General features: G+C 56.5%; 17 protein-coding genes. 11 read left to right on the top strand and 6 right to left on the bottom strand.

The genetic code is table 11. The features are described 5' to 3' along the window. The first annotated feature begins 20 nt into the window (after nt 1-20). From fabI to ACI5FR_RS01540, 3 genes are all read left to right on the top strand, one after another. Nucleotides 21-794: an enoyl-ACP reductase FabI gene (fabI, locus tag ACI5FR_RS01550; protein ID WP_405449376.1), complete on the top strand. Its 774-nt coding sequence runs from the start codon at nt 21-23 to the stop codon at nt 792-794. A gap of 110 nt (nt 795-904) precedes the next feature. Then, nucleotides 905-1,726 (top strand): sulfite exporter TauE/SafE family protein, encoded by an 822-nt coding sequence (locus ACI5FR_RS01545; RefSeq protein WP_405449374.1) that lies wholly within the window; start codon nt 905-907, stop codon nt 1,724-1,726. A gap of 167 nt (nt 1,727-1,893) precedes the next feature. Beyond that, nucleotides 1,894-2,742 (top strand): inositol monophosphatase family protein, encoded by an 849-nt coding sequence (locus ACI5FR_RS01540; RefSeq protein WP_405449803.1) that lies wholly within the window; start codon nt 1,894-1,896, stop codon nt 2,740-2,742. A gap of 57 nt (nt 2,743-2,799) precedes the next feature. On the opposite strand, the gene ACI5FR_RS01535 is transcribed toward ACI5FR_RS01540, so the two are convergent. Then, entirely contained in the window at nt 2,800-4,377 is a 1,578-nt protein-coding gene (locus ACI5FR_RS01535; protein WP_405449372.1) for a DUF5050 domain-containing protein, read from the bottom strand. A gap of 453 nt (nt 4,378-4,830) precedes the next feature. Here ACI5FR_RS01535 and ACI5FR_RS01530 point away from each other — a divergent pair, with 453 nt between their 5' ends. Continuing rightward, nucleotides 4,831-5,136: a hypothetical protein gene (locus ACI5FR_RS01530; protein WP_405449370.1), complete on the top strand. Its 306-nt coding sequence runs from the start codon at nt 4,831-4,833 to the stop codon at nt 5,134-5,136. Nucleotides 5,137-5,277: 141 nt separating this feature from the next. Here the strand turns inward: ACI5FR_RS01530 and ACI5FR_RS01525 are convergent, their stop codons facing one another. Together ACI5FR_RS01525 and ACI5FR_RS01520 are read right to left on the bottom strand one after the other, a co-directional pair. After that, nucleotides 5,278-7,035: an ABC transporter ATP-binding protein gene (locus ACI5FR_RS01525; RefSeq protein WP_405449367.1), complete on the bottom strand. Its 1,758-nt coding sequence runs from the start codon at nt 7,033-7,035 to the stop codon at nt 5,278-5,280. After that, nucleotides 7,032-8,798 (bottom strand): ABC transporter ATP-binding protein, encoded by a 1,767-nt coding sequence (locus ACI5FR_RS01520; RefSeq protein ID WP_405449364.1) that lies wholly within the window; start codon nt 8,796-8,798, stop codon nt 7,032-7,034. Before ACI5FR_RS01520 ends, ACI5FR_RS01525 begins: the two co-directional genes overlap by 4 nt. A gap of 232 nt (nt 8,799-9,030) precedes the next feature. Between ACI5FR_RS01520 and ACI5FR_RS01515 the strand changes: the two genes are divergently transcribed. Then, nucleotides 9,031-10,434 (top strand): DUF3900 domain-containing protein, encoded by a 1,404-nt coding sequence (locus ACI5FR_RS01515; RefSeq protein WP_405449362.1) that lies wholly within the window; start codon nt 9,031-9,033, stop codon nt 10,432-10,434. Between the two features lie 46 nt (nt 10,435-10,480). On the opposite strand, the gene ACI5FR_RS01510 is transcribed toward ACI5FR_RS01515, so the two are convergent. Further along, nucleotides 10,481-11,035 carry a hypothetical protein gene (locus ACI5FR_RS01510; protein ID WP_405449359.1) on the bottom strand — a complete coding sequence of 185 codons (555 nt, stop codon included), beginning with the start codon at nt 11,033-11,035 and terminating at the stop codon, nt 10,481-10,483. Between the two features lie 221 nt (nt 11,036-11,256). On the opposite strand from ACI5FR_RS01510, the gene ACI5FR_RS01505 reads away from it, so the two are divergent. Next, nucleotides 11,257-11,715 carry a GNAT family N-acetyltransferase gene (locus ACI5FR_RS01505; RefSeq protein WP_405449356.1) on the top strand — a complete coding sequence of 153 codons (459 nt, stop codon included), beginning with the start codon at nt 11,257-11,259 and terminating at the stop codon, nt 11,713-11,715. A 433-nt stretch (nt 11,716-12,148) separates the two neighbouring features. On the opposite strand, the gene blaOXA is transcribed toward ACI5FR_RS01505, so the two are convergent. Then, the gene (gene blaOXA, locus ACI5FR_RS01500; protein ID WP_405449352.1) at nt 12,149-12,943 is read right to left on the bottom strand and encodes a class D beta-lactamase; all 795 of its coding nucleotides are present in this window, start codon (nt 12,941-12,943) and stop codon (nt 12,149-12,151) included. A 152-nt stretch (nt 12,944-13,095) separates the two neighbouring features. Here blaOXA and ACI5FR_RS01495 point away from each other — a divergent pair, with 152 nt between their 5' ends. Beyond that, the gene (locus tag ACI5FR_RS01495; protein ID WP_405449349.1) at nt 13,096-14,460 is read left to right on the top strand and encodes an aminotransferase-like domain-containing protein; all 1,365 of its coding nucleotides are present in this window, start codon (nt 13,096-13,098) and stop codon (nt 14,458-14,460) included. Nucleotides 14,461-14,537: 77 nt separating this feature from the next. On the opposite strand, the gene ACI5FR_RS01490 is transcribed toward ACI5FR_RS01495, so the two are convergent. After that, a complete protein-coding gene (locus ACI5FR_RS01490; RefSeq protein WP_405449346.1) occupies nt 14,538-16,775 on the bottom strand; it encodes a helix-turn-helix domain-containing protein in 2,238 nt (745 codons plus the stop codon). A 313-nt stretch (nt 16,776-17,088) separates the two neighbouring features. Here ACI5FR_RS01490 and ACI5FR_RS01485 point away from each other — a divergent pair, with 313 nt between their 5' ends. The 4 genes from ACI5FR_RS01485 to ACI5FR_RS01470 all read left to right on the top strand — a co-directional run bounded on the left by ACI5FR_RS01485 (nt 17,089) and on the right by ACI5FR_RS01470 (nt 24,637). Then, a complete protein-coding gene (locus tag ACI5FR_RS01485) occupies nt 17,089-17,964 on the top strand; it encodes an ABC transporter permease (RefSeq protein WP_405449801.1) in 876 nt (291 codons plus the stop codon). Between the two features lie 20 nt (nt 17,965-17,984). Continuing rightward, nucleotides 17,985-18,878 carry a carbohydrate ABC transporter permease gene (locus ACI5FR_RS01480; protein ID WP_405449343.1) on the top strand — a complete coding sequence of 298 codons (894 nt, stop codon included), beginning with the start codon at nt 17,985-17,987 and terminating at the stop codon, nt 18,876-18,878. Nucleotides 18,879-18,963: 85 nt separating this feature from the next. Further along, nucleotides 18,964-20,499, top strand: coding sequence for an extracellular solute-binding protein (locus ACI5FR_RS01475; RefSeq protein WP_405449340.1), 1,536 nt, complete (start codon nt 18,964-18,966; stop codon nt 20,497-20,499). Nucleotides 20,500-20,650: 151 nt separating this feature from the next. Further along, entirely contained in the window at nt 20,651-24,637 is a 3,987-nt protein-coding gene (locus ACI5FR_RS01470; RefSeq protein WP_405449337.1) for a DUF6359 domain-containing protein, read from the top strand. Nucleotides 24,638-24,844 lie beyond the last annotated feature (207 nt).

Below are 24,844 nucleotides of genomic sequence, written 5' to 3'. Positions count from 1 at the left end.
TGGAGAGGGGAACGGGACAAATGACTCAACTGCTGGAAGGTAAAAATATATTGGTCATGGGCGTCGCGAACGACCGCAGCATCGCCTGGGCGATTGCGCAAGCGCTCTCGGCTCATGGAGCGAGACTCGCGTTCACGTATGAGAACGAGCGCGTGGAGGAGCGGGTTCGCAAGCTGACCGACACTTTGCCGAATTCCCCGCTGGTGCTGCCTTGCAATGTCGCCGTCGACTCCGAGATCGAGTCGCTGGCGGGCGCTTTGAAGGAGCATTTCGGCGTCCTGCACGGCTTCGTACATAGTATCGCCTTCGCGAAAGGCGAAGAGCTCGAAGGGCTGTACGTCGATACGTCCCGCGACGGCTTCGCCCTGGCCCACGACATCAGCGCTTATTCCCTCGTAGCGGTGGCGCAGCGCGTCTACCCGCTTATGACGGAAGGCGGCAGCATAATGGCGATGACCTACCTCGGCGCCGAGCGCGCGATGAAGAACTACAACGTCATGGGTGTAGCCAAGGCCGCGCTGGAAGCGAGCATCCGCTACTTGGCGGGCGACCTCGGCCAGTTCAATATCCGCGTGAACGGCATCTCCGCCGGGCCGATCCGGACGCTTGCCGCGAAGGGCATCAAGGACTTCAATTCGATCCTCCGACAGGTGGAAGAGAAGGCTCCGCTTCGCCGTACTACGGAAACGGCCGAAGTCGGCGACACGGCCATGTTCCTGATGAGCAACCTGTCGCGCGGGATTACGGGCGAAGTGATTTACGTCGACAACGGCTATCATATTGTAGGAGTATAAGGCAACCGGATTACGCGCATCCGCCTGACGAGCTGTCGGGCGGATGCTCTGCTTTCAGCTGGTTCGCGCGTGTACGGAACGAAATCCTTATGAAAGGAGCGGTTCTCCCTTTGTCCGCAACAGCTTTTGTCATCCTGCTCCTGCTCGGCGTCGTTTCGGCGACATTCGGCAGTATCGTAGGCCTGGGCGGGGGCATCATCATTGTCCCGGCGCTCATTTATCTGGGGCCGCAGCTGCTCGATCAAGACATCTCGACGACGCTGGCGGTCGGCACCTCGCTCACCGTATTGATTTTCACCGCCGCTTCGTCGACACTCACATTCATGAAAGACAAAAAGGTCGATTTCAAGAGTGCCTGGCTGTATTTCATCACGAGCGGACCGGCCGCGATTCTGGGCGCCTCCTTGACCGACCTGTTCGAGCCGAAGCTGTTCCAGCTCGTGTTCGGCCTGTTCATGCTGTGCCTCTCGGGGCTGCTCATCTTCCGGAACAAGCTCAAGCCGAGCCGGGTCGTCTGGCCGATTCAGCGAACATTCACGGATGCGCAGGGCGTCACGTCGCAGTATGGCTACAACATTCCGGCGGCGCTTGCGGTCGGCTTCGGGGTGGGTCTTATCTCCGGCTTGTTCGGCATCGGCGGCGGCTCGCTGTTCGTGCCGGCAATGGTGCTGCTGTTCCGGTACCCCGCTCACGTGGCGACCGCGACGTCGATGTTCGTCATTTTCCTCTCCTCGATCCTGGGCAGCGCCACCCACATGGCACATGGGGATGTCGGGGGCTGGCTCGTATTGGCTTTGGCTCCGGGCGCTTGGCTCGGCGGTTGGCTGGGGGCCCGCATCGTGCGGCGTATTAGCGGCAACGGGCTGCTGTGGCTGCTGCGGCTTACGCTGGTCGCACTCGCGATCAAGCTGATCTGGTCCGGGCTCGGCTGACGGGCTGTGTTTGACTGTGCTGCGGGGTTATGCCTTTTGTGGCTTAACACAAACGTTTTTGGGTGAAACTCTGAGGATTTTGCGGGGAAAATATTATATAGTGAGAGTATCGCATACATGCAATCATGTATTCATAGAAAGAGTGAGTGACCTTGAGTAAAGATGATATGGAAGTTTATACAGTAGGGAGCAAGAGCTTCACGGCGGTCGCCATCAACACGGCGGCGAAGGCCGGGGAGTGGATCAAGCTGAAGTTGGGCGCGCATGCCATGCTCGACGTGAAGAGCTCGGCGCAGGATCTGGTGACGGAGGTCGACCGGGGCTCGGAGTCGCTCATCCGCAACTTGATCCGGACGCACTTCCCGACGCATGCTTTTCTTGGGGAAGAGGGCGTCGGCGCGGGGGCGAACGCATCGGTCCAGGCGCTGAAGGAAGTAAGCGGTGCGGAATATTTGTGGATCGTGGATCCGATCGACGGGACGACGAACTTCGTGCACGGGTTCCCGTTCTTCTCGGTCTCCATTGCCTTAGCGCATAAAGGGGAAGTCATCGTAGGCGTCATCTACGACCCGTTCCATGACGAGCTGTTCGTGGCGGAGAAAGGAAAGGGCGCTTATTTGAAGGGGAAGCGGATGCAGGTCTCGGGCGATGCCAAGCTGAGCGACAGCTTGATCGCCACCGGTTTCCCGGCCGGGACGACGAGCACGCTGCCTGTGAATATGAAGGGCTTGCAAGCGCTCGCGCCGAAGGTGCGCAACACCCGCGTTATCGGCTCGGCGGCGCTTCATCTCGCGTATGTGGCGGCGGGACGGCTGAGCGGCTTCTGGGAGATCGGCCTGAATAGCTGGGACATCGCGGCGGGGGCGCTGCTCGTGCGCGAAGCGGGCGGCGAGGTGACCGACACGCTCGGTCGCCCGTATTCGCTGCCGGTGCGCCATGTGCTGGCGACGAACGGCCGCATTCACCGCGAGCTGCAGCTGGAGCTGGCGGCGGCGGACGCTACGGGGTATGAGTAGCGGCGCTATGTGGGAAGGGGGACCGAAGGGACGACCCGTCGGTCCTCCTTTTTTTATTCACTGAACGAGCCAGATCGAGGAATCCGTGCCGGATTGGAGCAAGAGGCCATCGTCAGAAGTCAGAATACGCGAGACCGGGTTCGCGACCTCCAGCAGCAAACGGCCCGTTGGGTCCAGGACCGCAACGCCCCCTTCGGGGAGCCGGCAGATGAGCCGATCGCCCGCAGCCTTCACCTCAGCAACCGGTGTGGCCCAGACGAGCACATCATCCCCGTACGGATTGGCCCAGTACAGTGCGAATCGGTTGTCTTCCAGCTGCGTCGTATAAAAAACGTTGCCCCCTACGCTGTCGAACCAGGATATCGGACGGTCCGGGTCGGACAATTGGAACTCGCCGACTCCGTCCAGGGAGGCGGCATATAACGAGCGGGTGTCCGTTTTCACGTAGAGCAGTTGATCGTCTCGAATCGTAAACGATGCGACGTTGGCAGCCAGGATTTTCTGGGTTTCGTTGTTCTTCAGGCGGATGCGGTACAAGTGATTGGCGTCAGTGTTATCTCGCGAAGCGATCATATACACATTGTCTCCGTGCACCGTAGCGGTGGAAGTGCCTCCTACGCCTGTTCCGAACTCACTAACTCTCAGGTCATAGTGCAGCTCGGGGTCACCTGCCGGTTTGCGAGAAGCGACGTCCTGACCGTCTGGCTGCAAGAACATATTTCCGCCCCGGAAAGCCGCGGTGCCGAGCTGGATGAGCAACGTTCCAAAACGCGTAGCCCGGAAATCCAAGTAGCCGTTATGAATCAATTCGGCTTTCCCGTCGCCGCCGATTTTTACAAAATAGTCGCTTCCCATTGTAGCGCCGCCTAAGTGATAGCGGAACCAAAGCGCGCCATCCCGGACTTGAAAGGTAACTTGCTTTTGCATGCCGACGTATGTGTTGGCTGCATACGAATAAAGCTCTTCTTTGTTGGACGGCTGCTGAACTGGGGTTCGGAAAATGTGATTCACGGAGTCTGCCGTCGTCTCCACGAAATAATAATAGCCATGGAAGAGGGCGACATCGTTTTCCCCGGCGTAAGCCGGAAGACCGACTGTTTGCAGATGCTGGTTCTGAGACGTAATGCGGAGCCCCTCAGCAGTGTCCCAGCGGTAATCCCAGCCGAAGGCATCGTGGGCGAACCGCCAGGTTAACGGAAAATACGTCACATCCCGAAAGGATAATAAAGGGTACTCCTCTTTCGAGTTATCGATCGTGATCCCGTTGACCGTTACGGCGGTAGCGGGAACTACGGCCGTATAGGCGCCGGTGTTGCGCCGCTCTGTCAAGTTGGGCTTGTAAACGGAAGTCACCGGGCTTTGTTGGATGTTCAAGCCGCCCTCCGGCGACCAGCTCGCGGTAAGGCCGAGCAATCTGGCATCGTACCAAGTCATGGGGATATAGGTGATGTCCTGATAAACGAGCAGCGGGTATTCACGGTATGCGTTGTCCACTGGATTTCCGTTCAGGTTCACGCTAAAGTCCGGTAAGGTGACCCTCACGCTCCGCTCCGCTGCCTGGCTGCGTTCGGGTAATGCCCATAAACAAATCCCTAATAAAACGGCAGCGACAAATCCGATCCCTAACTTTTTCAACCTAGCCTCCACTCCTTTCTCTAGAATAGACGCTCCTTTTGGCAAAAAGTTACATAGGGAGGACGCTATTACACTAGGTTCCCCATGTAATTCGATTTCGTGAAATTGCAAGGCGCCGTGGTCCCAAATAGGCGCACGCAGTTCGATTTCGCCTACTTGCAGGTCTGGTTCACAGCACGTCTGCTCTACGAGTACGCTCTAATTAGGCGAAATCGAACTACTCATCAGAAACAGCGATTCCGATTCCCTGCAATTCGGAAAAATCGAACTACGACGCCTCCGGACAGTTTCCGACTCCCTGCCATTAAGCAAAGGCGCGTTTTAGGTGCCAAAATCGGAATGAACGCGGTGTTGCCCTCTCATCCGTGCTGCAAGTGGGCAAACTAGAATTGCAAGAGGCTTAAACAATGCAAATTTTGATAGTTCAAGAAAATCCCAAGCGGAGGTCATTCCATGAGTCAGCGTTATCGCATCACGAGATCGTTTCAAGAAATTGCAGATCCCGCCATCTCTCTCGAAGAATGCCTACAGTATTTCGGCGCCAAGCCGGATTTTGACTACTCCCGGGTGTATACCGTAAAAGGGCCGACCAGCACGATGTCGATTGAAGGGGATTTTTTCATGTGGCGGTATGGCGACACTCAAATCCCGTTCCGGCACTATCAAGGCGACCTGTATGTAGCGGGCTCTAATGAAGCGGTGATTCCCAAAATGATGGAAGTGGCGAGCGAACTTAGGGCGGATATTACGGAAGGGTAAGAGGATTGGAGCGGGAACGTCGGGGTGCGGAGTGAAGGGACCTACGATCGGGATCCGGACAAGTCGATCGAATAGAAACGGGAGAAGAAGCAGCGGTGAGTGTCGGTCACCGCTCCTTCTTCTCCCGTTTTTTACATTTGGTCACTCCGCCTCGCCGTTCCAGAGCCTGCGCATCTCCTCGCTCGTAGCGAGCAGCTCCTCCAGCGTGCCCTCGGCCTCCACGCGCCCGTCCTTCAGGACGAGGATGCGGTCGGCGTAAGCGAGGGCGGCCTTGCGGTGAGAGACGACGAGACACGTCGCCTCCCGCCGCTCGAAGAGGCGCTCCCACAGCTTGCGCTCCGTCTCGACGTCGAGGGCGCTCGACAGGTCGTCGAAGACGAGCAGCTCCGCGCCGCGGACGAACATCCGGGCCGCCGCCGTGCGCTGCGCCTGGCCGCCCGACAGCTTCACCCCGCGCGGGCCGATGACGGTGTCCAGCCCGCCTGGGAGAGCCGCGATGTCGTCCTCCATCACCGCGGAGCGGATCGCCGCCTCGAGCTGGGCCGGCGTCGCGTCGGCCCCGAGCAGCACGTTGCGCTGCCAGGTGTCGCTGTACAGCCGCGGCACCTGCGGCGTATACGCACTGCGCGGCGGCACGAAAAAGCTGCCGGCGTCGTCCACCTGGACGCCGTTCCACAACACAGCTCCCCGGTCCCGGGGGAGCAGACCGAGCAGCGTCCGGACGAGCGTCGTCTTGCCGGACCCGATCCTACCTGTCACGACGGTGAACGAGTGACGCGGCAAGTGCAGGTCGATGTCATCGATCCCTCGACCCGTCTCCGGGTAGCGGTACGTCAGCCCGCGTACCGTCAACTGCTGCAGCCGGTCTTGCTCGGTGCGCACCGGCGCGACCAGAGGCGGGAGCTCGCCGCGCAGGTAGAGCGGGTGCGGCTCCGTCAGCTTCGAAGCCGGGGCGTGCTGCAGCAGCTCGATCATGCGGGCTTTCGACACTTCGCTCTGCTTGTAGTAGGTCAGGAACTTGCCGAAGTTCTGGATGAACTGCGTCACGAACGTCAGGTAGTAGACGAACAGCGCGAAGTCGCCGACCGTGAAGCTGCCGCTGCGCATCGCCTGCGCGCCGAGCAGCAGGATGAGCCCGGTGCCGATGTTGACGGAGTTCGAGAACACCGATTCGAGCACCTGGTTCATCAGCTTATCCTTCAGCATCGCGCTGCGGCGCTGGTCGTTCAGCCGGCGGAACCGGCCGATGACGCGGTCCTCGGCGCCGGCGACCTGGATCGCCTGCACCGCGCCGAACATCTCCGCGATCGCGCCGGTCACCTGGCTCGTCGCTTCGCGGCTAGCGGCCCGGTACTTCTGGAGCATCGCGGTAGACGCCTGCGCCGCCGTGACGACGAGCACGAGCGGGACGAAGACCAGCAGCGTCATCTTCACGTCGATGCTCATCAAGATGAAGAAGCTGACGACGGCGAACGTCGTCATGCCGAACGCATCGACCGACCAGCTGACCATCTCCTCGGACTGCTCGACGTCGTCACGGAAGTTGCTGATCGCTTCGCCCGGGGATACGGGGATCGCTTTGGCACCCGGCTCCTTCAGGATGTGGCTCAGCATGTTGCGTCGCAGCAGACCGCCGATGCGGGCCCGGAACTGTACGTCGGTGATAAACCCGAAGATGATCAGGATCGAACGAGCTACGGCAGCCGCCAGCAGGAAGACGACCAGCATCCAGATGCCGAATTCGTAGGCCGATTCGCCGGACAGCTCATCGAAGAAGAGCTTCGTAACCATACCCGGCAGCACCGGAGCCAGGTAGATCAGCGACCAGGCGGCCGCATTCGCGAAGTACATCCCGGGCCGGTAACGCACGAGCCGCCATAAGAATTGGAACGTCGTCATACGAGCATCTCCTCCAATCCGGCCGAGAGGATCCGGCTATATCGGGAACCGGAATCGGCGGCCAGCCGCACGCGGCTGCCGAACTCGACGATGCGGCCTTCCTCGAGAATGAGAATCGCGTCGGCGCGCTGAATCGTCGCGAGCCGATGCGCGATGATGAGGCATGTGCGGTCGCGCAGCAGCTTCCCGATCGCGGCCTCCATCTTCTGCTCCGTCGCCGGATCGAGCCTCGACGAAGCTTCGTCGAGGATGACGAGGCCCGGCTCGGACAAGAAGACGCGCGCGAACGCGAGCAGCTGGGCTTCGCCCGCGGACAAGCCGCCGCCGCCCGATTCGAGCTGGGTGTCGAGCCCATGTGGCATGGAGCTCAGCCAGCCGTCCAGCCCGAGCTCCGTCAGCACCTCGACGATGCGCGCATCCGGGATCGAGTCGTCGAAAAAGGTGAGGTTGTCGCGGACCGTGCCTTGGAAAATCTCAATGTTCTGCGTCACGAGCGCCACACGCTGCCGCAAATCTTTGAGCCTAGCATCGCGAATCGGCACGCCGCCCAGCTTGATCGAACCCTCGCGCACATCGTAGAACCGAAGAAGCAAGCGGGCGAGCGTCGATTTGCCGCTGCCGGTCCGGCCCAGCACGCCGACCACCTGGCCGGGCTCTACCCGGAACTGCAGCTCCTTCAAGTTCGTGACACCTTCCTCATAACCGAAGCTGACCCGATCAAACCGCACGCCGAGCGGTCCGTCCGGCAGCGGGGTGCCCGGTCCGTCGTCCGGGATGGCGGACTTCGTCTCCATCAGCTCGCGTACCCGCATGATGCTGGCGTCCGCTTTTTGCAAATCTTCCATCTGGGTCCGAATTTTCTCGATCGGCTTGGCCATCAGCTCGGTATAGTAGAAGATCATGTACACCGTACCGAGTGAGATCGCTCCCGCTTCCCACATATAAGCGCTCACGGCGAAGGCGATGGCGTTGCCGATCGCGAAAACGATCAACGTCGTGATCCACATCGACGCCCAGCCGTAGAACGCCCGTTGGCGAATCGGCAGCCAGCGGCGGAGCAGCGAGTGAAACTTGTGCATGACGTACGGGGTTGCGCCGTTTGCGCGCGTATCCTCGGTGCCTTCCAAGTGCTCGCCCAGGAACCCGTAGAATTCCGCACTCATTTGCCGCATTTTGCCCCAATAAGGAACCGCGAACTTACGCACATAGTTGATCGCATAGATGGCTAGCACCACGAAGACGCTCATCGCCGCCCCGATCACCCATCCTTCGCGGAACAGCAGCACGAGAATGCCGGCGACCAGAAGAACGTTCGACATCAGCGTAATGACGAAGTTCGAGAAGAAATTCGCAAGCGCATTAATGTCTCCGTCGACCCGTTCGATGATGGCCCCGGCCGTATGCGATTTGTGGAACGACAGATCCAGGCTCATACAGTGGGCGGCGACGTCTCCGCGAAGCCGGTTGGTGGCGATCCAGCCCACGTTCTCGCCTATGTAGGCGGCGATCACGGTTACGACTTGCAGTACGAGCGATACGCCGATGAACAGCACCGCGGCCCAGAGGAGCGGGCGAATGCTGGACTCGGTATGCGCGGTATCTAGAAAATAGCGGATGATCTGCGGATTGATCAGCTGCATGCCTAGCGCCGCCAGGAGCAGCACCATCAGGAACAGCATGCTCTTCCATTGCGGCTTCAAGTAGCCGTACAGCAGCTTCACGTACTCGCTGAGCGGGATATTGATCGCTTTCCTTGCTTTCATGAGGGGCCTCCGTTTCATGCGGATAAGCGGTTATACGTATGTACTTTATAGGATTCCCCGAACAGCGTCAACGGACAAATTCGATAGGAAAAAAGTCTTCCGAAATAATAGTCCGCAGAAGGGAGATGACGGCTTGAAGCCGAACTGAAAACTCGCTTTGCGGTTGTCGGCTCCCGCATTTTCCGCTAAAGTAGACAATGGACTATTTTGATTCGGCAAAGGGAGCGGCAGGATGGATTTCACAGTAGAATACTTATCGTTTTTCGTCATCCAGACCGAGGGGTCGGACCGGCATTTCAAGCATTACAAGACACTTGACCGCGAGGCTTACGCTGGGAGCGAGCTGAAGGAATTTCTGGACGGGGAGTTTACCCGCATCATCAAGCGCAAGGTCGAGAAGCATCCGAACTCCGAGCAGCCGCCGACGAAGATCGGGCGCTTCCTCATAGAGCCGGGGTACGACCTGGCGAGCAACCCGAACTACAGCTTGTTCCACCGTCTGCGGGCGGAGCCGACGAAGGATTACTTCTTCGGCTGCGCGGATGAGCTGGTGCGCACCTATATGAATGCGAGCGCCATGCGAGGCGGAGCGCTGATCATTGCCCGGGCGCGGGCGGAGCGGGTGTCGAGCGAGCCGTTCGTGTTCGTGATGAAATGCGATTTCGAGCCGAAGATCGCGCGTATCTCGGACGAGCATTCTCTCATTACGCATGTGGAGATGGCGATCAACGCGAAGAATATGAAGTCGATCCAGTATCCCCATATGCAAGAGGAAGGGATGCTGGACGAGTGGGAGCTGAAGGTGCATCAGGCGTCGCATGCGCGCTACTTCGAGGACTTCCTCAAGTACATTTCGTATGAAAAATCGATGCCTGAAATCATCAGCCACCAAGTGTTCGACATGGTGCAGGAGTACATGGACAACAAGTGGCAAGGCGGACGCAGCTCTCGTCAGGGGTATGGCGCCTCGGATGGGAACGGCTGGAGCGCTGGAGGCGGCCGAGGCTCCGAAGGAATGCAAAACGCCGCGGCGTATGAAGGATGGGATGCTGGACCAAGTGTCGGCAATTCCACAGACGGAGAGCGGGGAGCCGCAGATGAGGAGCCGATGGGGTCGACGATGGATGCTGGAACCGTTGACACTAACTGGACAGCAGGCGCCCATGAGCCTGAACCCGGAAGCTTCCGTGACGGCGACCCTTATCAGGCGATCCATGGTGAAACGGCATCCGAAGATTACGCCGAGAGTCCGATTCGCTTACCGGTCCACGCTTCCGCCGAGCAAGCTCGAGAGGCGAAAGAGCTGGAGCTGTGGGCGGCGAGCGACAAGCGAAATCTGCAGGAGAAATGGAGCACGGAGCAGGTCATCGAGGCGTCCCAACGCTTGATCGAGGAAAAGCCGGAGCTGGAGCTGAAGTTCAAGCTGGACGATGTCCTCGTGAAAGCGAAGCTGGCGGATTTCGGCGATACGCTTCACATCGCCCAAGTTGGCGGGAGGTATGTGCTGCTGCTGGAGGGGGATGCGTTCCGCTTCGAGAAAGGCTTCTCGCCGGTCGAGCTCCTCGCTCCCGAGTCGCTGGAGGACGTCGTCCGACGGATCGGCTCCAAGCCGGTCAAGCCGCCGGAGCTGTACTAACCGCGCGGTACCGGCACGTAAGCCCATCGATGCAACCGCCGTCTCTTTACGAGACGCACTCTACGGATCGGCCGGACTCCAGGTAGTCGAGGACCGGCCCCTCGTACACCGGCTTCAAGGCCGGCGACTTGGCGAAATCGCACGGGCGCACGAGGCCGGTAGGCTTGTCGACCGCCTCGATGCCCGCGCGGGACAAGACATGGGCGACGAACTCCGAGCAGAAAAACTTATGCTTCCGTTTCAGGGGGATGCCGCAGGCGACGCCGATCAACCCCAGCAGGTTGAAGGAGTACTGGTGTTCGTTCTGCTCGAACGCACGGATGATAGATTTCAAGTGGTCATATTGTCGGGCCGTCACCCGAATCTGATAGACGGCGCATTGGGCGCGCCGCATCAGGTCGCCGCGCATGTTCTCCCGGACGAAGCCTCCGAGCCACGGGTTGCGTTGATCTTTTCGCCCGAAGCTGTAGACGTGCTGCAAGCCCGCATCCAGAGAGAGGGAAGCGTGATTCAGTAAGTCTCCCGTGTAGAGCCGGATCAACCGGTTGAGCAGAGTGCCCGTATCGGTCAGCACGATATAGATATACTTATGGTGCGTCATGGGAACGATTCCTCCGTAAAAAAAGTGGCCTGTAAAGTCCTCACGGTGTTTTGTATAGCTCCAGTATATCGGGAGTGGAAGGCCGTACGGAACGAACCGAGGGATAGTTCGGGGCCCGACCTTGGTCGGAGCCGGAACCCGGTCGCGAGGCAGGTGTTAGTCCTAAGTCTTATATGGTGGGTCGCAATAATAATGTGACTTGAGTAGGGAGGAAAAAGCGGATGGATGACCTCATGATTGTTCCTTTGCATGAAATCGGAGACAACTTGTCCGAATTGGCCGAGGATAGTGTACGAGAGGGCCACCGGCATATCCGGCGGTTGATCGACGATTATGGCACCGGAACGAATCGGTTCGATAGACCCGGAGAAATATTGCTTGGCGCTGTGCTTGGTGGCAAAATCGTGGGCGTGTGCGGGCTGAATCGGGACCCTTACTCGCACAATCCGCGGGTCGGACGAGTGCGCCGCGTATATGTCCGCCCCGGCTATCGCCGAAACCGCGTAGGGCATCGGTTGATGGCCGCCATCATCGAGGAGGCGAAGCAGCATTACACGCTACTGACGCTCTTTACCGAATCCCCCGAGGCCGACCGTTTCTACCGATCGTTGGGGTTTCATGCAGAGCCGGGGGAGGGCAATGTGTCGCATCGGCTGGAGCTGCATGGGATAAAATCATAATCAGGCCCATTTCTTAAGCATGAAAGATTAGTTTGCCTATAGTGAACCTACAAGAGTCGCTATTTTGCGGCTCTTTTTCTTATATTCTTCATTGAAAATAAAAGGGTTGAAATAATTGGATATTTTCGAAATGATAATGATACAAAATGAATCAATCAATAGGGATGGAGAGTGTACAAGTACTATATAGCTCATAAGGGAAAGAGAATTGGGGAACCGATGACAAAGGAGGAAGCATTAAAACAGTTATTCGAACTAAGGAAAACATTCAAACATATGAGCGTGGTAATCTACGATGAAAAGGACCGCTTGAAGGGGCAAATTCCGAAATACCCCAATTAACGCCTATTATTTTGCCTCCATAATCGATGATCCCCTCGCAAAAAGCCTTGAATCTCAACATCCCGTTGAAATTCAAGGCTTTGGAGGAAACTCAAAAAATATTCAATTCCTCCAAACACTCCAGCGTAATGGTTTTGGCCGTCGTACCGCTGCTGTCGACATTGGTGGCGAACACCCACGTCCCGCGGTCCGTCTCCACATAGCCGACATACCAGCCCAGTCCCATATCGGACAACCTCGTTCCCGTTTTGCCATGAATCGTATAGTCGTCCTGTTCGTTATCGATCATAATCCGCTTGACCGTCTTCATCGTCTGCTCGCCGAAGGGCAGCGTCTCCTCCACCAGCTCCTCCATGAAATGAGCCTGTTCCTGGGCCGAGATGGTCAGGCTGCTGTTCAACCAAAACGTATCGATGCCGCCGCTGATATCACGATTGCCATACTCGATCCGGTCCAGGTTCGTCTGCATCCGCTCAGGGCCGATATCCCGCGCCATTGCTTGATAATACCAGATCGCGGAATGCCTCATGGCGGAAGCGAGCGTGTGATCCCGGTTCCAGACGTCGAACTGCCGTACCACTCCGTCCCAACGCTTCACTTCGTATTCGTCCTGGACGGCATGTTCTTCCAACCCGATTAGCGCGTTCGGTACTTTGAATGACGATTCCGGGGTGTACCGCGTGTTGCTCCTCTCGAGGTTGTACGTGTACACTTTATCCGTCTTCAGGTTCTTGATTACGGTCGTGCCGGGAACTCCATGGAAGAGGTCCTCGACATGAAGCTCTTTCGTCTCGGATTTGGCGTTTGCGATGCTCCCGAGGGAGACCGTCAGCATCAAGGCCAAGAACAGCAGGGCGACATTCTTCATTCTCTTCATTCTCTTCATTTTGCATTCCTCCTCGAAGATTAGCATAATGACTAAACAGACTTCCCCACGAAGTGCGTTTCGTCATGTTGAGTATACGGGGCGGCCGTCCAATGCTAAATGGCGTTTTTACCGGATTGTACCCGTACAGTTCACAGGAAGGGGAGAAGAGAATGCTATACGAAGAAATTGTGGGAGAGATGGTACAGCGCATCGAGACCGGCGTACTGAAGCCGGGGGACAAGCTTCCTTCCATCCGGACGTTATCCCAAGACTTCGCTTGCAGCAAGAACACGGTTATTAAAGCGTACGACGAACTGGAGAAGAAGCATTTGATTTATTCGGTGCCCCAGAGCGGCTACTATGTCGTGGACGGTTACCGGGCTCGGGATCACGCGGAAGAAGCTGCGGCCGATATCGATTTCCTGTCGGCAGGCCCCGATAGGCACGCAATGCCGTACCGCGACTTCCAGCATTGTATCAATCAGGCGATAGAACGATATAAGCAAGACATGTTCACATATTCGGACATTGAAGGCCTGCCTTCGCTGCGGGTTCAGCTGGCCCGGCATCTGCAAGAGCTGCAGGTGTTCACGATCCCGGAGCGAATCTATGTCGTCACCGGCTCGCAGCAAGCGCTGCATCTGCTCGTGTCTCTGCCTTTTCCGAACGGGAAACGCAACATTTGCCTCGAACAGCCCACGCATGCCGGATTTATCGAATCCGTTCGGCAGCATCAGATGACGGCGTACGGAATCGAAGTCAGGCGAGACGGCATCGATCTGAAGCGATTGGAGGAGCTGTTCCGGCATCACGACATCAAGCTGTTCTACACGGTGTCCCGGTTTCACAATCCGACGGGGTACAGCTATTCGAACGAGGAGAAGCGGCGGATCGTAGAGCTGGCTCAGCAATACGATGTCTATATCATCGAAGACGACTACATGGGCGACCTCGATTCGAACCGGAAAGCGGACCCTATGTTTGCCTACGATCCGTCCGGAAGAGTCATTTATGTGAAAAGCTTCTCGAAGGTTATGCTGCCCGGCTTGCGACTAGGTCTGGCGGTGCTTCCCGATGAGTTGAGGGACACCTTCCTGCAGGCCAAATTCGCGGCGGACGTTCATTCGCCCATGCTCACGCAAGGTGCGCTGGAGATTTACCTCCAGAGCGGGATGTTCAGTGCGCATATCGACCGGATGAGGCAGCTGTACAGCCGGAAGGCTGCCTTGCTGCAGCAGGCGTACGAGGCGTTGTTGCCTGCTTCCGTCTCTTATTCGGGTTCGCTGTCCGGGTTCTACTCCACGATCGAGCTGCCGGCACCGCTCAAAGCGAAGCAGCTGCTGCACCACCTCCGGGAGGACCGTGTGTTCGCGGACGATGCACGGCGTATGTATCTCTCTGAATTCGTGAAAGAAAACGTCATTCGTCTCAGTATCTCCCAAGTAGAAGAGGAGCTAATTGAGAGAGGGGTTCAAAAAATCGCCAAAGGGATCGTGGAGCTGCTCCGTCAGAGAACGCAAGTAAGGTTTGTCTGATTCTATAGTAAGAGTACTTGAAGAGGGTCTTTTGCTTGGCTCAAGCGAAAGACCCTCTTCGTTATGTTTCCTCATGATCAGCTCGTCTCCGTACGCGGGGCTTGCTTGCGGTAATCGTTCGGGGTGACGCCGTTGCTCTTTTTGAACATGCGGTAAAAGTACGAGCTGTTCGTGAATCCGATCAGCCTGGCGATATCCGCTACGGAATAATCGGATTCCAGGAGCAGCTGCTTCGATTTGTTCATGCGCACCTCTTGAATCACGTCCGTCAGCGCGAAGAAAGTCAGCTGCTTGTAGAGCCGGCTAATGTAGATCGGCGACATGTCGAGCTCGTCCGCGATCGAGTTCAGACAGAGGTTCGGGTTGGCGTATTCCCGCTCGATAATCTCATTAATTCGTTTGATCAAATCCTCTTGCTTCGAGCTTCGCTTCTCCTCCAGCTGCTTGCTCAGCCGATCGAAAATCCCGAAAAATTGCCCCGTGATTTCCTCTATCACTTCCACTTGGTTCAGCGAGGATAGGGCGGAATCGAAATCGGCTTCGACGGCAACGGCGTTATTCTTCCGGATCGTATTGACGACGTTGATCACGGTGAAGGTCAGATGGGAGATGGTCAACTGTACGACGCTGTACGGGTATTCCGCTGTAGCCCGCACCATCTCCGAGTAAATGCTTTTGGCTTCCTCGCTTTTCCCCGTCATCAAGCAATCGACCAGCTGCTTCTCCCGATGAACCGGGAAGGCATAGTCCTTCTGCTTCAGCTTCATGATCTCGTCGGACCACAAGAGGCAGCCGTGCCCATAGAACAGCCGGTGCAGCGAAGCCTCCTTGACCTGGTTGTACAGCAGGATAATTTGGTCGACAGAAGGTCGGACCGGGCTTACGGTCACGGAAAGCGAGATACGGAGATGATCCCGTACCGCTTCCTGTATCGAATGAAGCATGCGTTCCAGAGCCTCGGGATCGGAAATACGCCGCGGATCGTCGCTGGCGAGCAAGAGCAGCACCCGGTCATCCCCAATGTCGACGCCTTCCGCGTGAAACGCAGAGGCGCTGATCTCGGTGCAAATGTTCATGATCGCGTATTTGACCAGCTTGATGTGGTCCCGGTACTGCTCGGCGCACTCCGCGAAACGGTCCATTTTGAACAAGATCAACCGGGCATGATGATCCACTCGGATGGGCGAGCCGAATTGGATCAATTTGTGCTGCAGCGCCTCCGGGCTGTACACTTCCCTGCGCAGCAAGATGTTGCTTAGAAAATGCTGCTTCACGATGTGCTGGTTATTCCTTCGTTCGGTCTCAAGCGCTTTCAATCGGTTCAGTACTTTATCGATCGGACCGTACAGCTTGCGGGTAGCGGCCACGGACAGCAGCAATCCGAACAGCAGCACCGCTAAGCTGAAGGTGATCGTCTTCGTCCTCATCCTGGTGATCTCGCGGGTAATCTCCCCATATGGCGTTGTCCGCACATACCTCCAGCCCAGCGCATCCGGAGCCGTGTAAGAGACGAGCGACTTGACGCCGTCCACCGTGTCCACGAAATAGTCGGAGTCGGCACCGTTTTCGAGTATGTTGCGGATATAACCTTTGCCCGAGTAGTCGGTCAGCATCGGATCGCTCCCGCTGCGGGAATGCAGGATGCCTTGTTCGTTCATAATGAACGTCTTGGCGCCGGAGCCGGCTCGACTTAAGCCGCCATAGTCCTGATTGACCCAGGATTCGGCTATATTGACTACGACGGCCGCGCTCGTCTTCTTCTCGAGCATGTCGTAGGACAGGTAGGAATAGCTGCTCACTTGTTTCCCGTCTCCGATCGTATACGTCCTTGGGATCGGATAATACGGGCGATATTCCTTGAGGTTATGGAGGATGTCCACAATCCCCCGGTCGTCCAATTCCTTCTCCGTCTGGCTCCCGTTGCGGAACGTGTTCGAGCTGATGTAGTACATCCCGGAGCTCGCATTGTACACGTAGATCGATTCGATAAACGGCATCGACAGACGGTAGTTGTTCAATTGCTGCATGGCGAGCGTGACGTCGTAGATGTCGGGGTTCGGGAAAAAGACCAGCTTGGAGATCGTCAAGTCCCCGTAAATTTGAAACGACAGCGTCTTGGCCGTATCCGTCATTTTGGCCGCTTCCTGGCTTGCTTGCTTCAGAGAGTTCAGATCGGACCGGGACACTTGCCGGATGGCGATGCTTTCGAAATTCATAATGAGCAGCGCGGAAGAGATCAGCAGAGTAAGCGCGATACTGACGGCTAGGCTGATCAAAATGTTTTTGTATAACTTCCTGTTCTCGCTCGGGTTCACTCCCTGCTCATCCTTTCGCCGGCGGTCATTTCCACAAAGTATAGCTTACCCGCCGCCGCGATGCCATAGGGGCCGTGAAAAAGTAGAAAAACAGCATTCGAGTACGAATTGTTCACTCTCGGTGCAAGTGCACATACGGCGAATCCTTCATCTTTGTGATGCAATGTGGAGTTTATTTGCAACTCGACTTCCCCTACGATAGGGAGCGGGTGGCAGGTAGGTCGGACCAGCCGACTACCCAGTTTGCAGCCAGGGAGGAACGGAATACGTGCCTAGACGAGGATTTTGGAATGAACTGAACAAAAACAAGCTTATGTTTCTGATGTTATTGCCGACCCTTTTGTTTTTTCTCATCAATTCTTACGTGCCGATGGTCGGGATTTATTTTGCGTTTACGCGCTTCGATTTTCGCGGGGGGCTGTTCGGAAGCCCTTTTGTCGGGCTGGACAACTTCGCCTTTTTGTGGAAATCCGGCAAGCTCGTGGAGCTCACGCTCAATACGATCGGCTACAACGTGGCCTTTATCTTTTTTAAGAATGTGCTCGCGATCGTCTTGGCGATCCTGCTTAGCGAGATCCACGGGAAGCTTTTCAAAAAAATAGCGCAATCCGTTTTGTTTTTGCCCTATTTCGTGTCGTTCGTCCTGCTGAGCGCCATCTCGTACAACATGTTCAATTACGAAACCGGCTTTGTGAATACGTTTTTGAAGTCGCTCGGCCTGGAGCCGTTCAACTTTTACAACACGCCCTGGGTCTGGGTCATCCTGCTCGTCGTGTTCTACCTGTGGAAGCACATCGGCTACAGCATGATTATTTATCTCGCTTCCATTACCGGCATCAGCGACGAGTATTACGAAGCCGCCCGTATCGACGGAGCCCGTCTGTTTCAGAGAATTTGGTACATTACGGTCCCGATGCTGAAGCCGACGTTCGTGCTGCTGCTTCTGTTCTCCCTCGGCAGCATCATGAAAGGCCAATTCGATTTGTTCTACCAGCTCATCGGGAACAACGGCTTGCTGTTCGGGAGCACCGACATCATCGATACGTATGTGTTCCGGTCGCTTAAGGAAACGTTCGATATCGGCATGGCGACCGCGGCGGGACTGTACCAGTCCATCTTCGGCTTCGTGCTGATCGTGACCGTCAACTATGCGATCAAGAAAATCAATGAAGATTACGCCTTGTTTTAACCGGCTCAGGAGGTTTGATTATGAATGTGAAAGCTGCCGAGAAATCCGTCGCCTTTAGCGTGTTCGCCTACACCGTCGTCACGCTCGCCGCGCTAGTGTGTCTGTTTCCGTTTTTGCTCATTCTGTCGGGGTCCTTGACGCTGAACGAATCCATCGTCCGGGACGGCTATCGGCTGATCCCCACCCAATTCTCGCTCGCCGGCTATAAAACGATATTCGCTTCGTCCGAGCCGATCCTGAAGGCGTATGGCGTTACAACGTTCGTGACGGCGGTCGGCACGTCGATCGGGCTGTTCATGACGACGATGGCCGGGTACGTCCTGCAGCGGCGGGATTTCAAATACCGCAACAAATTCATGTTTTACATTTACTTCACGACGCTGTTCAGCGGGGGACTCGTACCGTGGTACATTCTGATGACCTCTTACCTGAAACTGACCGACACGTACGCGGCGCTCATCCTTCCAGGCTTGGCTTCGCCGTTCCTGATCATCTTGATGAGAAGCTTCATCAAGGCGACGATTCCCGACGAGGTCATCGAATCCGCCAAAATCGACGGAGCGAACGATTTTAAAATTTACTACCGTATCGTGCTTCCCCTAGCTACGTCGGGCCTCGCCACGGTCGGCCTGTTCATGGCGCTCGGGTATTGGAACGGCTGGTTTTTGTCATCGCTGTTCATCAATGATCCCGACAAATACGAGCTGCAGTTTTATCTGTACAACATTATTAACACGATGTCCTTCCTGGCCGATCTTGGGGTGAGCTCCGGGGTCACGCTGTCGGGCGATATCCCGATGGAGTCGACGAAGCTGTCCATGTCGCTTATCGTAACGGGGCCGATCCTGTTCCTCTATCCGTTCGTGCAGCGGTATTTCGTCAAAGGCTTGACGATTGGCGCGGTCAAAGGTTAAACCTGGCGCGGTACATGTGTTCCGCAGCCCGCCGGTTAACATAGTATGATAAACTTTAGGAGAGCAAAGGGAGGATTCGATTCACATGAGAAGCAAGACCATCCGTATGTTGTCGCGATCGGTCGTCATGGCGCTGGTTGTCGTTATGATCGCCGGATGTGCCGGCAAGACGAAGGACACGGCAAGCAACACGAGTACCGCAAGCTCGCCCCCAGGCCTGGACATTTCCAAAAAGGTAGAATTGCAGTTTTATATGCTGGGGGACCCGCCCAAAGATTTGTCGGTCATCGAAGCGAAAATCAACGAGCTTACATTGAAAGATTTGAACGCCACCGTGAAATTCAATTATATAGCGTGGACCGACAACACGACCAAGTATAAGCTGCTGCTGACTTCCGGCCAGCCTATCGATCTGATCTACACGGCGAATTGGTTCGGCTACCAGCAGTATGCGAAGAAGGGGGCGTTCCTGCCGCTGGACGAGCTGCTGCCCAAGGTGGCGCCGAAGCTGAACAGCTTCGTGCCGAAGGATATGTGGAGTTCGGCCAAGATCGACGGTAAAATCTATACGGTGCCTTCGACGTACAAAGAATATACGACCGGAGGATTTATTTACCGGGAAGATCTCAGGCAGAAGTTCAATCTGCCTAAGCCCGTATCGATCGCGACCTTCGAGACGTATTTGGACGGTATCAAGAAAAACGTTCCCGACTTATTCCCGCTCGCATCGGGCTTCAATATGCGCAACTATATGGAGTTGACCGTCGATCCCGCCGGATCGTTCCCGTACGGGATGACCGCCTCCTACAGCAAGCCTCGCGAGATGACCGCATATTGGGGATCTCCGGCCCATCTGGAAGGATTGAAAGTAGCGAAGAGCTGGGCGGATAAAGGCTTCTGGTCCAAAAACGTGCTCAATGAAAAAGAGTTGGGCAACAATCTGGTCATCAACGGCAAGTCCGCGGCGCTGTTCTCGCATAATCCGTCGATGTTCAACGATATGAACACGAAGACGCAAGCGGCGCATCCGGACTGGAAGCTGGCCTACTCGCCGTTCCCGTTCATCAAGGGTTACGCGACCCCGGTCTCTCCGATCGGCAACGGATTCGCCATTCCGAAGAGCAGCGAGAATCCGGAGCGGGCCCTGGCCTTCTACGAGAAGCTGGTGACCGACAAGCAGTACAATCAGCTCACCGAATACGGCATCGAAGGGGTCAACTACAAGGTCGACAACGGCTATTACCAGATGATCGGGGACAGCAAATCGAACGGGTTCCCGCGCGAAGCGATGAACGGCTGGTCGTGGAGAAATCCCGAGTATATGCTGTTCGACAAAGGCTATGACGGCGTCAAGGAAATTTTCGCGCAGCTCGACAAGATCGCCAAGCCCGATATTTATTCCGGCTTCGCCGAAGACTATACGGCGTATCAGGCGGAGAGAGCCGCTCTGGAGCAAGTGGCCAAGCAGTATCTCGCACCGCTGGAAATGGGTCTCGTAGACGATGTGGAAGGCGGCTTGAAGCTGTTCATGGAGAAAGCCAAGGCGGCCGGGTTAGACAAAATCCAGGCCGAGTATAAAAAGCAGTGGCTGCAATATCTGGACGAAGCCGCGATTAAATAAGCGTATACGTAAGCCAGAGGCTGCCGATTGAATCGGCGGCCTCTATTCTATGAACGCAATCAATTTGTAATAGAAACTTAACATAGAGTAGGGGGTCATTTAACAAATGCCCCCTATTATAATTTTGAAGCCACATTTTAGGGGAGGGAATATGAAGACGAATTTTAGTAGATTTGCCTTATTGTTGATGCTGTCGATCCTAATGGTAACATCGGTTGTTCCCGTGTTTGCACACGTTGCGAGCGCGGAATCCGGAACCATAACGGTAGCCGAGGCCATTGCGAACAATACGGGTACAGCAACAGTAGAAGGCTATATCGTTGGGCACACGGTGGGCAACAAATCGTACAACTTTAACGCGCCGTTCTCGGGCGATACGAACTTGGCTCTGGCGGACGACCCGCTAGAGAGGTCGCCGTCCAAGATCCTGCCGGTGCAGATTACACCGGCTTATCAAGCTGCGTTCGGCTTGAAGACGAACCCCAGCTTGATCGGCGCCAAAATCCGCGTAACCGGTACGCTTACGGCCTACTTCACGGCACCGGGGCTCAAAAGCCCGACGGCGATCGTGAAGGACGGCTCGGGGAATCCGAATCCGACGCCGACGGAACTGTCTATTGCGGAAGCCAAAAAGAAGCTGGGACAGACGGTTATCGTAACCGGCGTCGTGACGGCGGATAATGCCGCCATCGGAGGCGGCAAGCTGTCCACGTATATCCAGGATGCGACCGGCGGGATCAACTTGTTCGACACCGTACCGACGGATCTTCGGGAAGGCGACCAAGTCAAAGTAACCGGCGTGATCCAGGATTACCGGGGACTGGCGGAGATCGCTCCTGCGGCGAACGGCATCGTGAAGCTGGCTTCCGGCCAACCGTTGCCGGCCCCCAAAGCGACCACGATCGCTACGGTGACGGGGGACACCTATCAGGCGGAATTGCTAGAAGGCCAACTGGTGAAGCTAAGCGGCTACATCAAGGACATTCCGGCGACTCCGGCAGGCGGTGGTTATAATATTTCACTGATTGATGCAGCGTTCCATGGAATCACTCTGCGCGTCATGGAAGAGGCGCTGGACGTCAGCCAGCTTCAAACGGGCAAGTGGTATGACATTACGGGCGTGCTCAGCCAATATAACAGCTACCAGCTGCTTCCGAGGAAATCCGCCGATCTCGTCTTGTCGAATCCTCAGCCTCCGGCTCCGCAGGCTGCCGGGGATTATGCCTCCACGGTCGCCAGTGTCGTGGACGGGGATACGATTCACCTGACCGTGCCGGTACTGGGGGCCGACACCGTGCGGTTCGTCAACATCGACACGCCGGAGACGTACCATAAGGTCGTAACGGAGGCCGACCAGAACCAGATGGACCACGGTCTAGCGGCCAAAGCTTATATCAACACGCTGCTGAAGGCCGGCGACGAGATTACGCTTCGAGTAGGCGAGGAAGCGACCGATGATTACGGCCGCCTGCTGGCGCAAGTGATCCGCCGCTCCGACGGCATGAACGTCAATGTGGAGATGGTCAAGCAAGGCTATGCCGTATCTTACTTCATATGGCCGATCGGCAACGATTACGAGACTTATTCGCGGGCGGTCAAGGAAGCCCATGACGCGAAGCGCGGCATCTGGAGCGAGACGAATCCGCTGCAGGAGCTGCCGTTCGTCTTCCGGGCGCGGGAGCAGGGCAAGGGTCTCCTTCGGTATGTAGGAGATTTCTATACGAAAACGTTCGTCGCTCCGGACAAGTGGGCGGATGTTCCCGTAGAGGCCCGCGTCTTCTTTGCCTCGGAGGAAGAGGCGAAAGCTAACGGCTACACGCCCCTAGGAACCGAACCGCAGGGGAATGTGAAGGTGCAGCTGCTGGGGATGAACGACCTGCACGGCAAAATCGATGTGACCGCCACGGACCCGAAGCGTCCGGGGATGACATTCGGCCGCGCGGATTATTTCGCCGCGTACTTGCGCCAGCGCGAAGCGACGAACCCGAACACGCTGCTGATGCATTCCGGCGACATGGTCGGCGGCAGCTCGCCGGTGTCGGCCTTACTACAGGATGAGCCTACCGTCGAGATCATGAACGCACTCGGCTTCGACGTCGGTACACTCGGTAATCATGAGTTCGACGAAGGCGTCGACGAGATGCTGCGGCTGATCGAAGGCGGCGACCACCCGAACGGCACGAAGAACTACCAAGGGATGAAGTTCCCTGTGGCAGCAGCGAATGTGGAGTACAAAGATACGGGCAAGCTGGTGCTCCCTCCTTATAGCATTCAAGAGGTAGGCGGGCAAAAAATCGGCTTCATTGGCGTCGTCACGACCGCTACCCCGAGCATCGTAATGCCAAGCGGCATCACGAACGTCCGCTTCACCGACGAAGCCGCAGCGGTGAACAAATATGTGCCTGAGCTGCAAGCACAGGGCGTAGAAGCGATTGTCGTCCTCGCTCACGTGCCGGGCGACCAGAACGGAACCGTCGTGACGGGCGAAATCGCCGACATGGCGAACCGCGTGAACGATGCTGTAGACGTGATTTATGCCGCGCATAATCATGTGAAGCTAAATGGGACGGTAGACAACAAGCTGATCGTTCAAGCGTGGGAATATGGCGATGCGATCGTGGATATCGACCTGGATATCGACCCTGTCACCCACGACGTCGTCCGCAAATCCGCGGAGATCGTCGATGTCATCCAATCGGGCATCACGCCGGATCCGGAAGTCGGGGCGATTTTGCAAAAGTATCAGGACATGGTGGCGCCCAAAGTCAATGCGGTTGTAGGCACGAATGAGCTTCCTCTCACGAAGGGGTATCCGACCAAGGACATTTTGGGCGACAACGCGCTTGGCAATCTGATTGCGGACGGGATGAAATACGAAATGAAGAGCGACTTCGCTCTCATGAACGGCGGGGGTGTCCGGGACAACCTGGATGTCGGTCCGGTTACATGGGGAGAGCTGTTCAATATTCAGCCGTTCGCCAATACGCTGGTCAAGGTGGACATCACCGGGGCCCAATTCGAGGAAATTCTTAACGCGATGATCAGCCCACAATATGGACCGGACTCGTTCATCGCGGGAGCCCGTTATTCGTGGGATAAGACGACGAACCGAATCGTCAATCTGATGCTCGACAATGGGGAGAAAATTAACCCGACCGCCATTTATTCGCTTACGGTAAACAATTTCATGTACAATCAGACGACCGATAAATACAAGCGGATCAGCCAATACGGCCGCAATGTCGTCCAAGGGCCGGAAGATATCGAAGGGACCGTTCATTTCGTCAAGAGCCTTACCGCACCGATCCATTATGTAGCCGATGGCCGCATCACTACCGATATTGAAGCGCCGGTGACGCAAGCGGCGACGGACGGTGTGAGCGGGGAGGGCCGCTATAACCGGAACAACGTGAACGTGACCTTAACGGCAACGGACGGCACCGGGATCGGCGTGAAAGAATCGCAGTACCGCATCAATGGGGGCGATTGGAAGAAAGCTGACGAAGGCCAATTCACCGTAAGTGCGGAAGGGAGCAACACGGTGGAATACCGGTCGGTCGATAAGGCCGGCAATACCGAAGCGTCCCGGACGCTGGTCATTGCGATCGACCGTACGGGGCCGGTGATCCAGTCCCCTGGACGAATCACCGTCTTCCCGTATGAGGCGGTGTCGCTTCCTGTGCTTGCTACCGACAACCTCAGCGGTGTGAAGGAAATCCAATTAACGCTGGATGGCGCTCCGGTGGGTAACCCGCTCCAGTTGGAACCCTTCGCCTTGGGACACGGGAATCACACAGTTCAAGCTATTGCATGGGACCAGGCGGGCAATCGAAGCGAAATCCAGTTCATTCTTGAGATCGCCACGGACCTGAACCACCTCGACGAGCTGATCCAAGCGGGCGGGGACGCCGGCAAGATCACGAATCCCGGCATCCTGGGCAGCCTGCTGCAAAAGGTGAAAGCGGCGCAGTCCGGGGATCCCGACAAAGCGGGGAATCACCTGAAGGCACTTGCTAACGAAATTCGGGCCCAATCCGGCAAGAAAATCGATTCGGCCTTCGCCGAACTGCTGTTGGATGAAATCGAGTACTTGCAGCAAGACAGCGGCAATGACGTCCAGGAGGGACAGTCGGCATAAGGGAGCCGAGCATATGCAGGACCTTGATCGGATCGAGCGATCAGGGTCCTGTTTTTTGCGCGTACTAGAATTAATAATTTTCGGGTGGCTTTGGCGAACCTGGCAGGCCCTGAGCTAAGAACAGAGGCGAAAAAGGGAAATAGCGAATGAATAAGAACGTCGTTCCGCAATTTGGGCTGAATGGCATTTATTCGTAAAGAAACGAGA

This window comes from Paenibacillus sp. HJGM_3 (assembly GCF_045062745.1).
Lineage (GTDB): Bacteria > Bacillota > Bacilli > Paenibacillales > NBRC-103111 > Paenibacillus_AA.
This window is presented reverse-complemented; position numbering and strand designations above follow the sequence as displayed.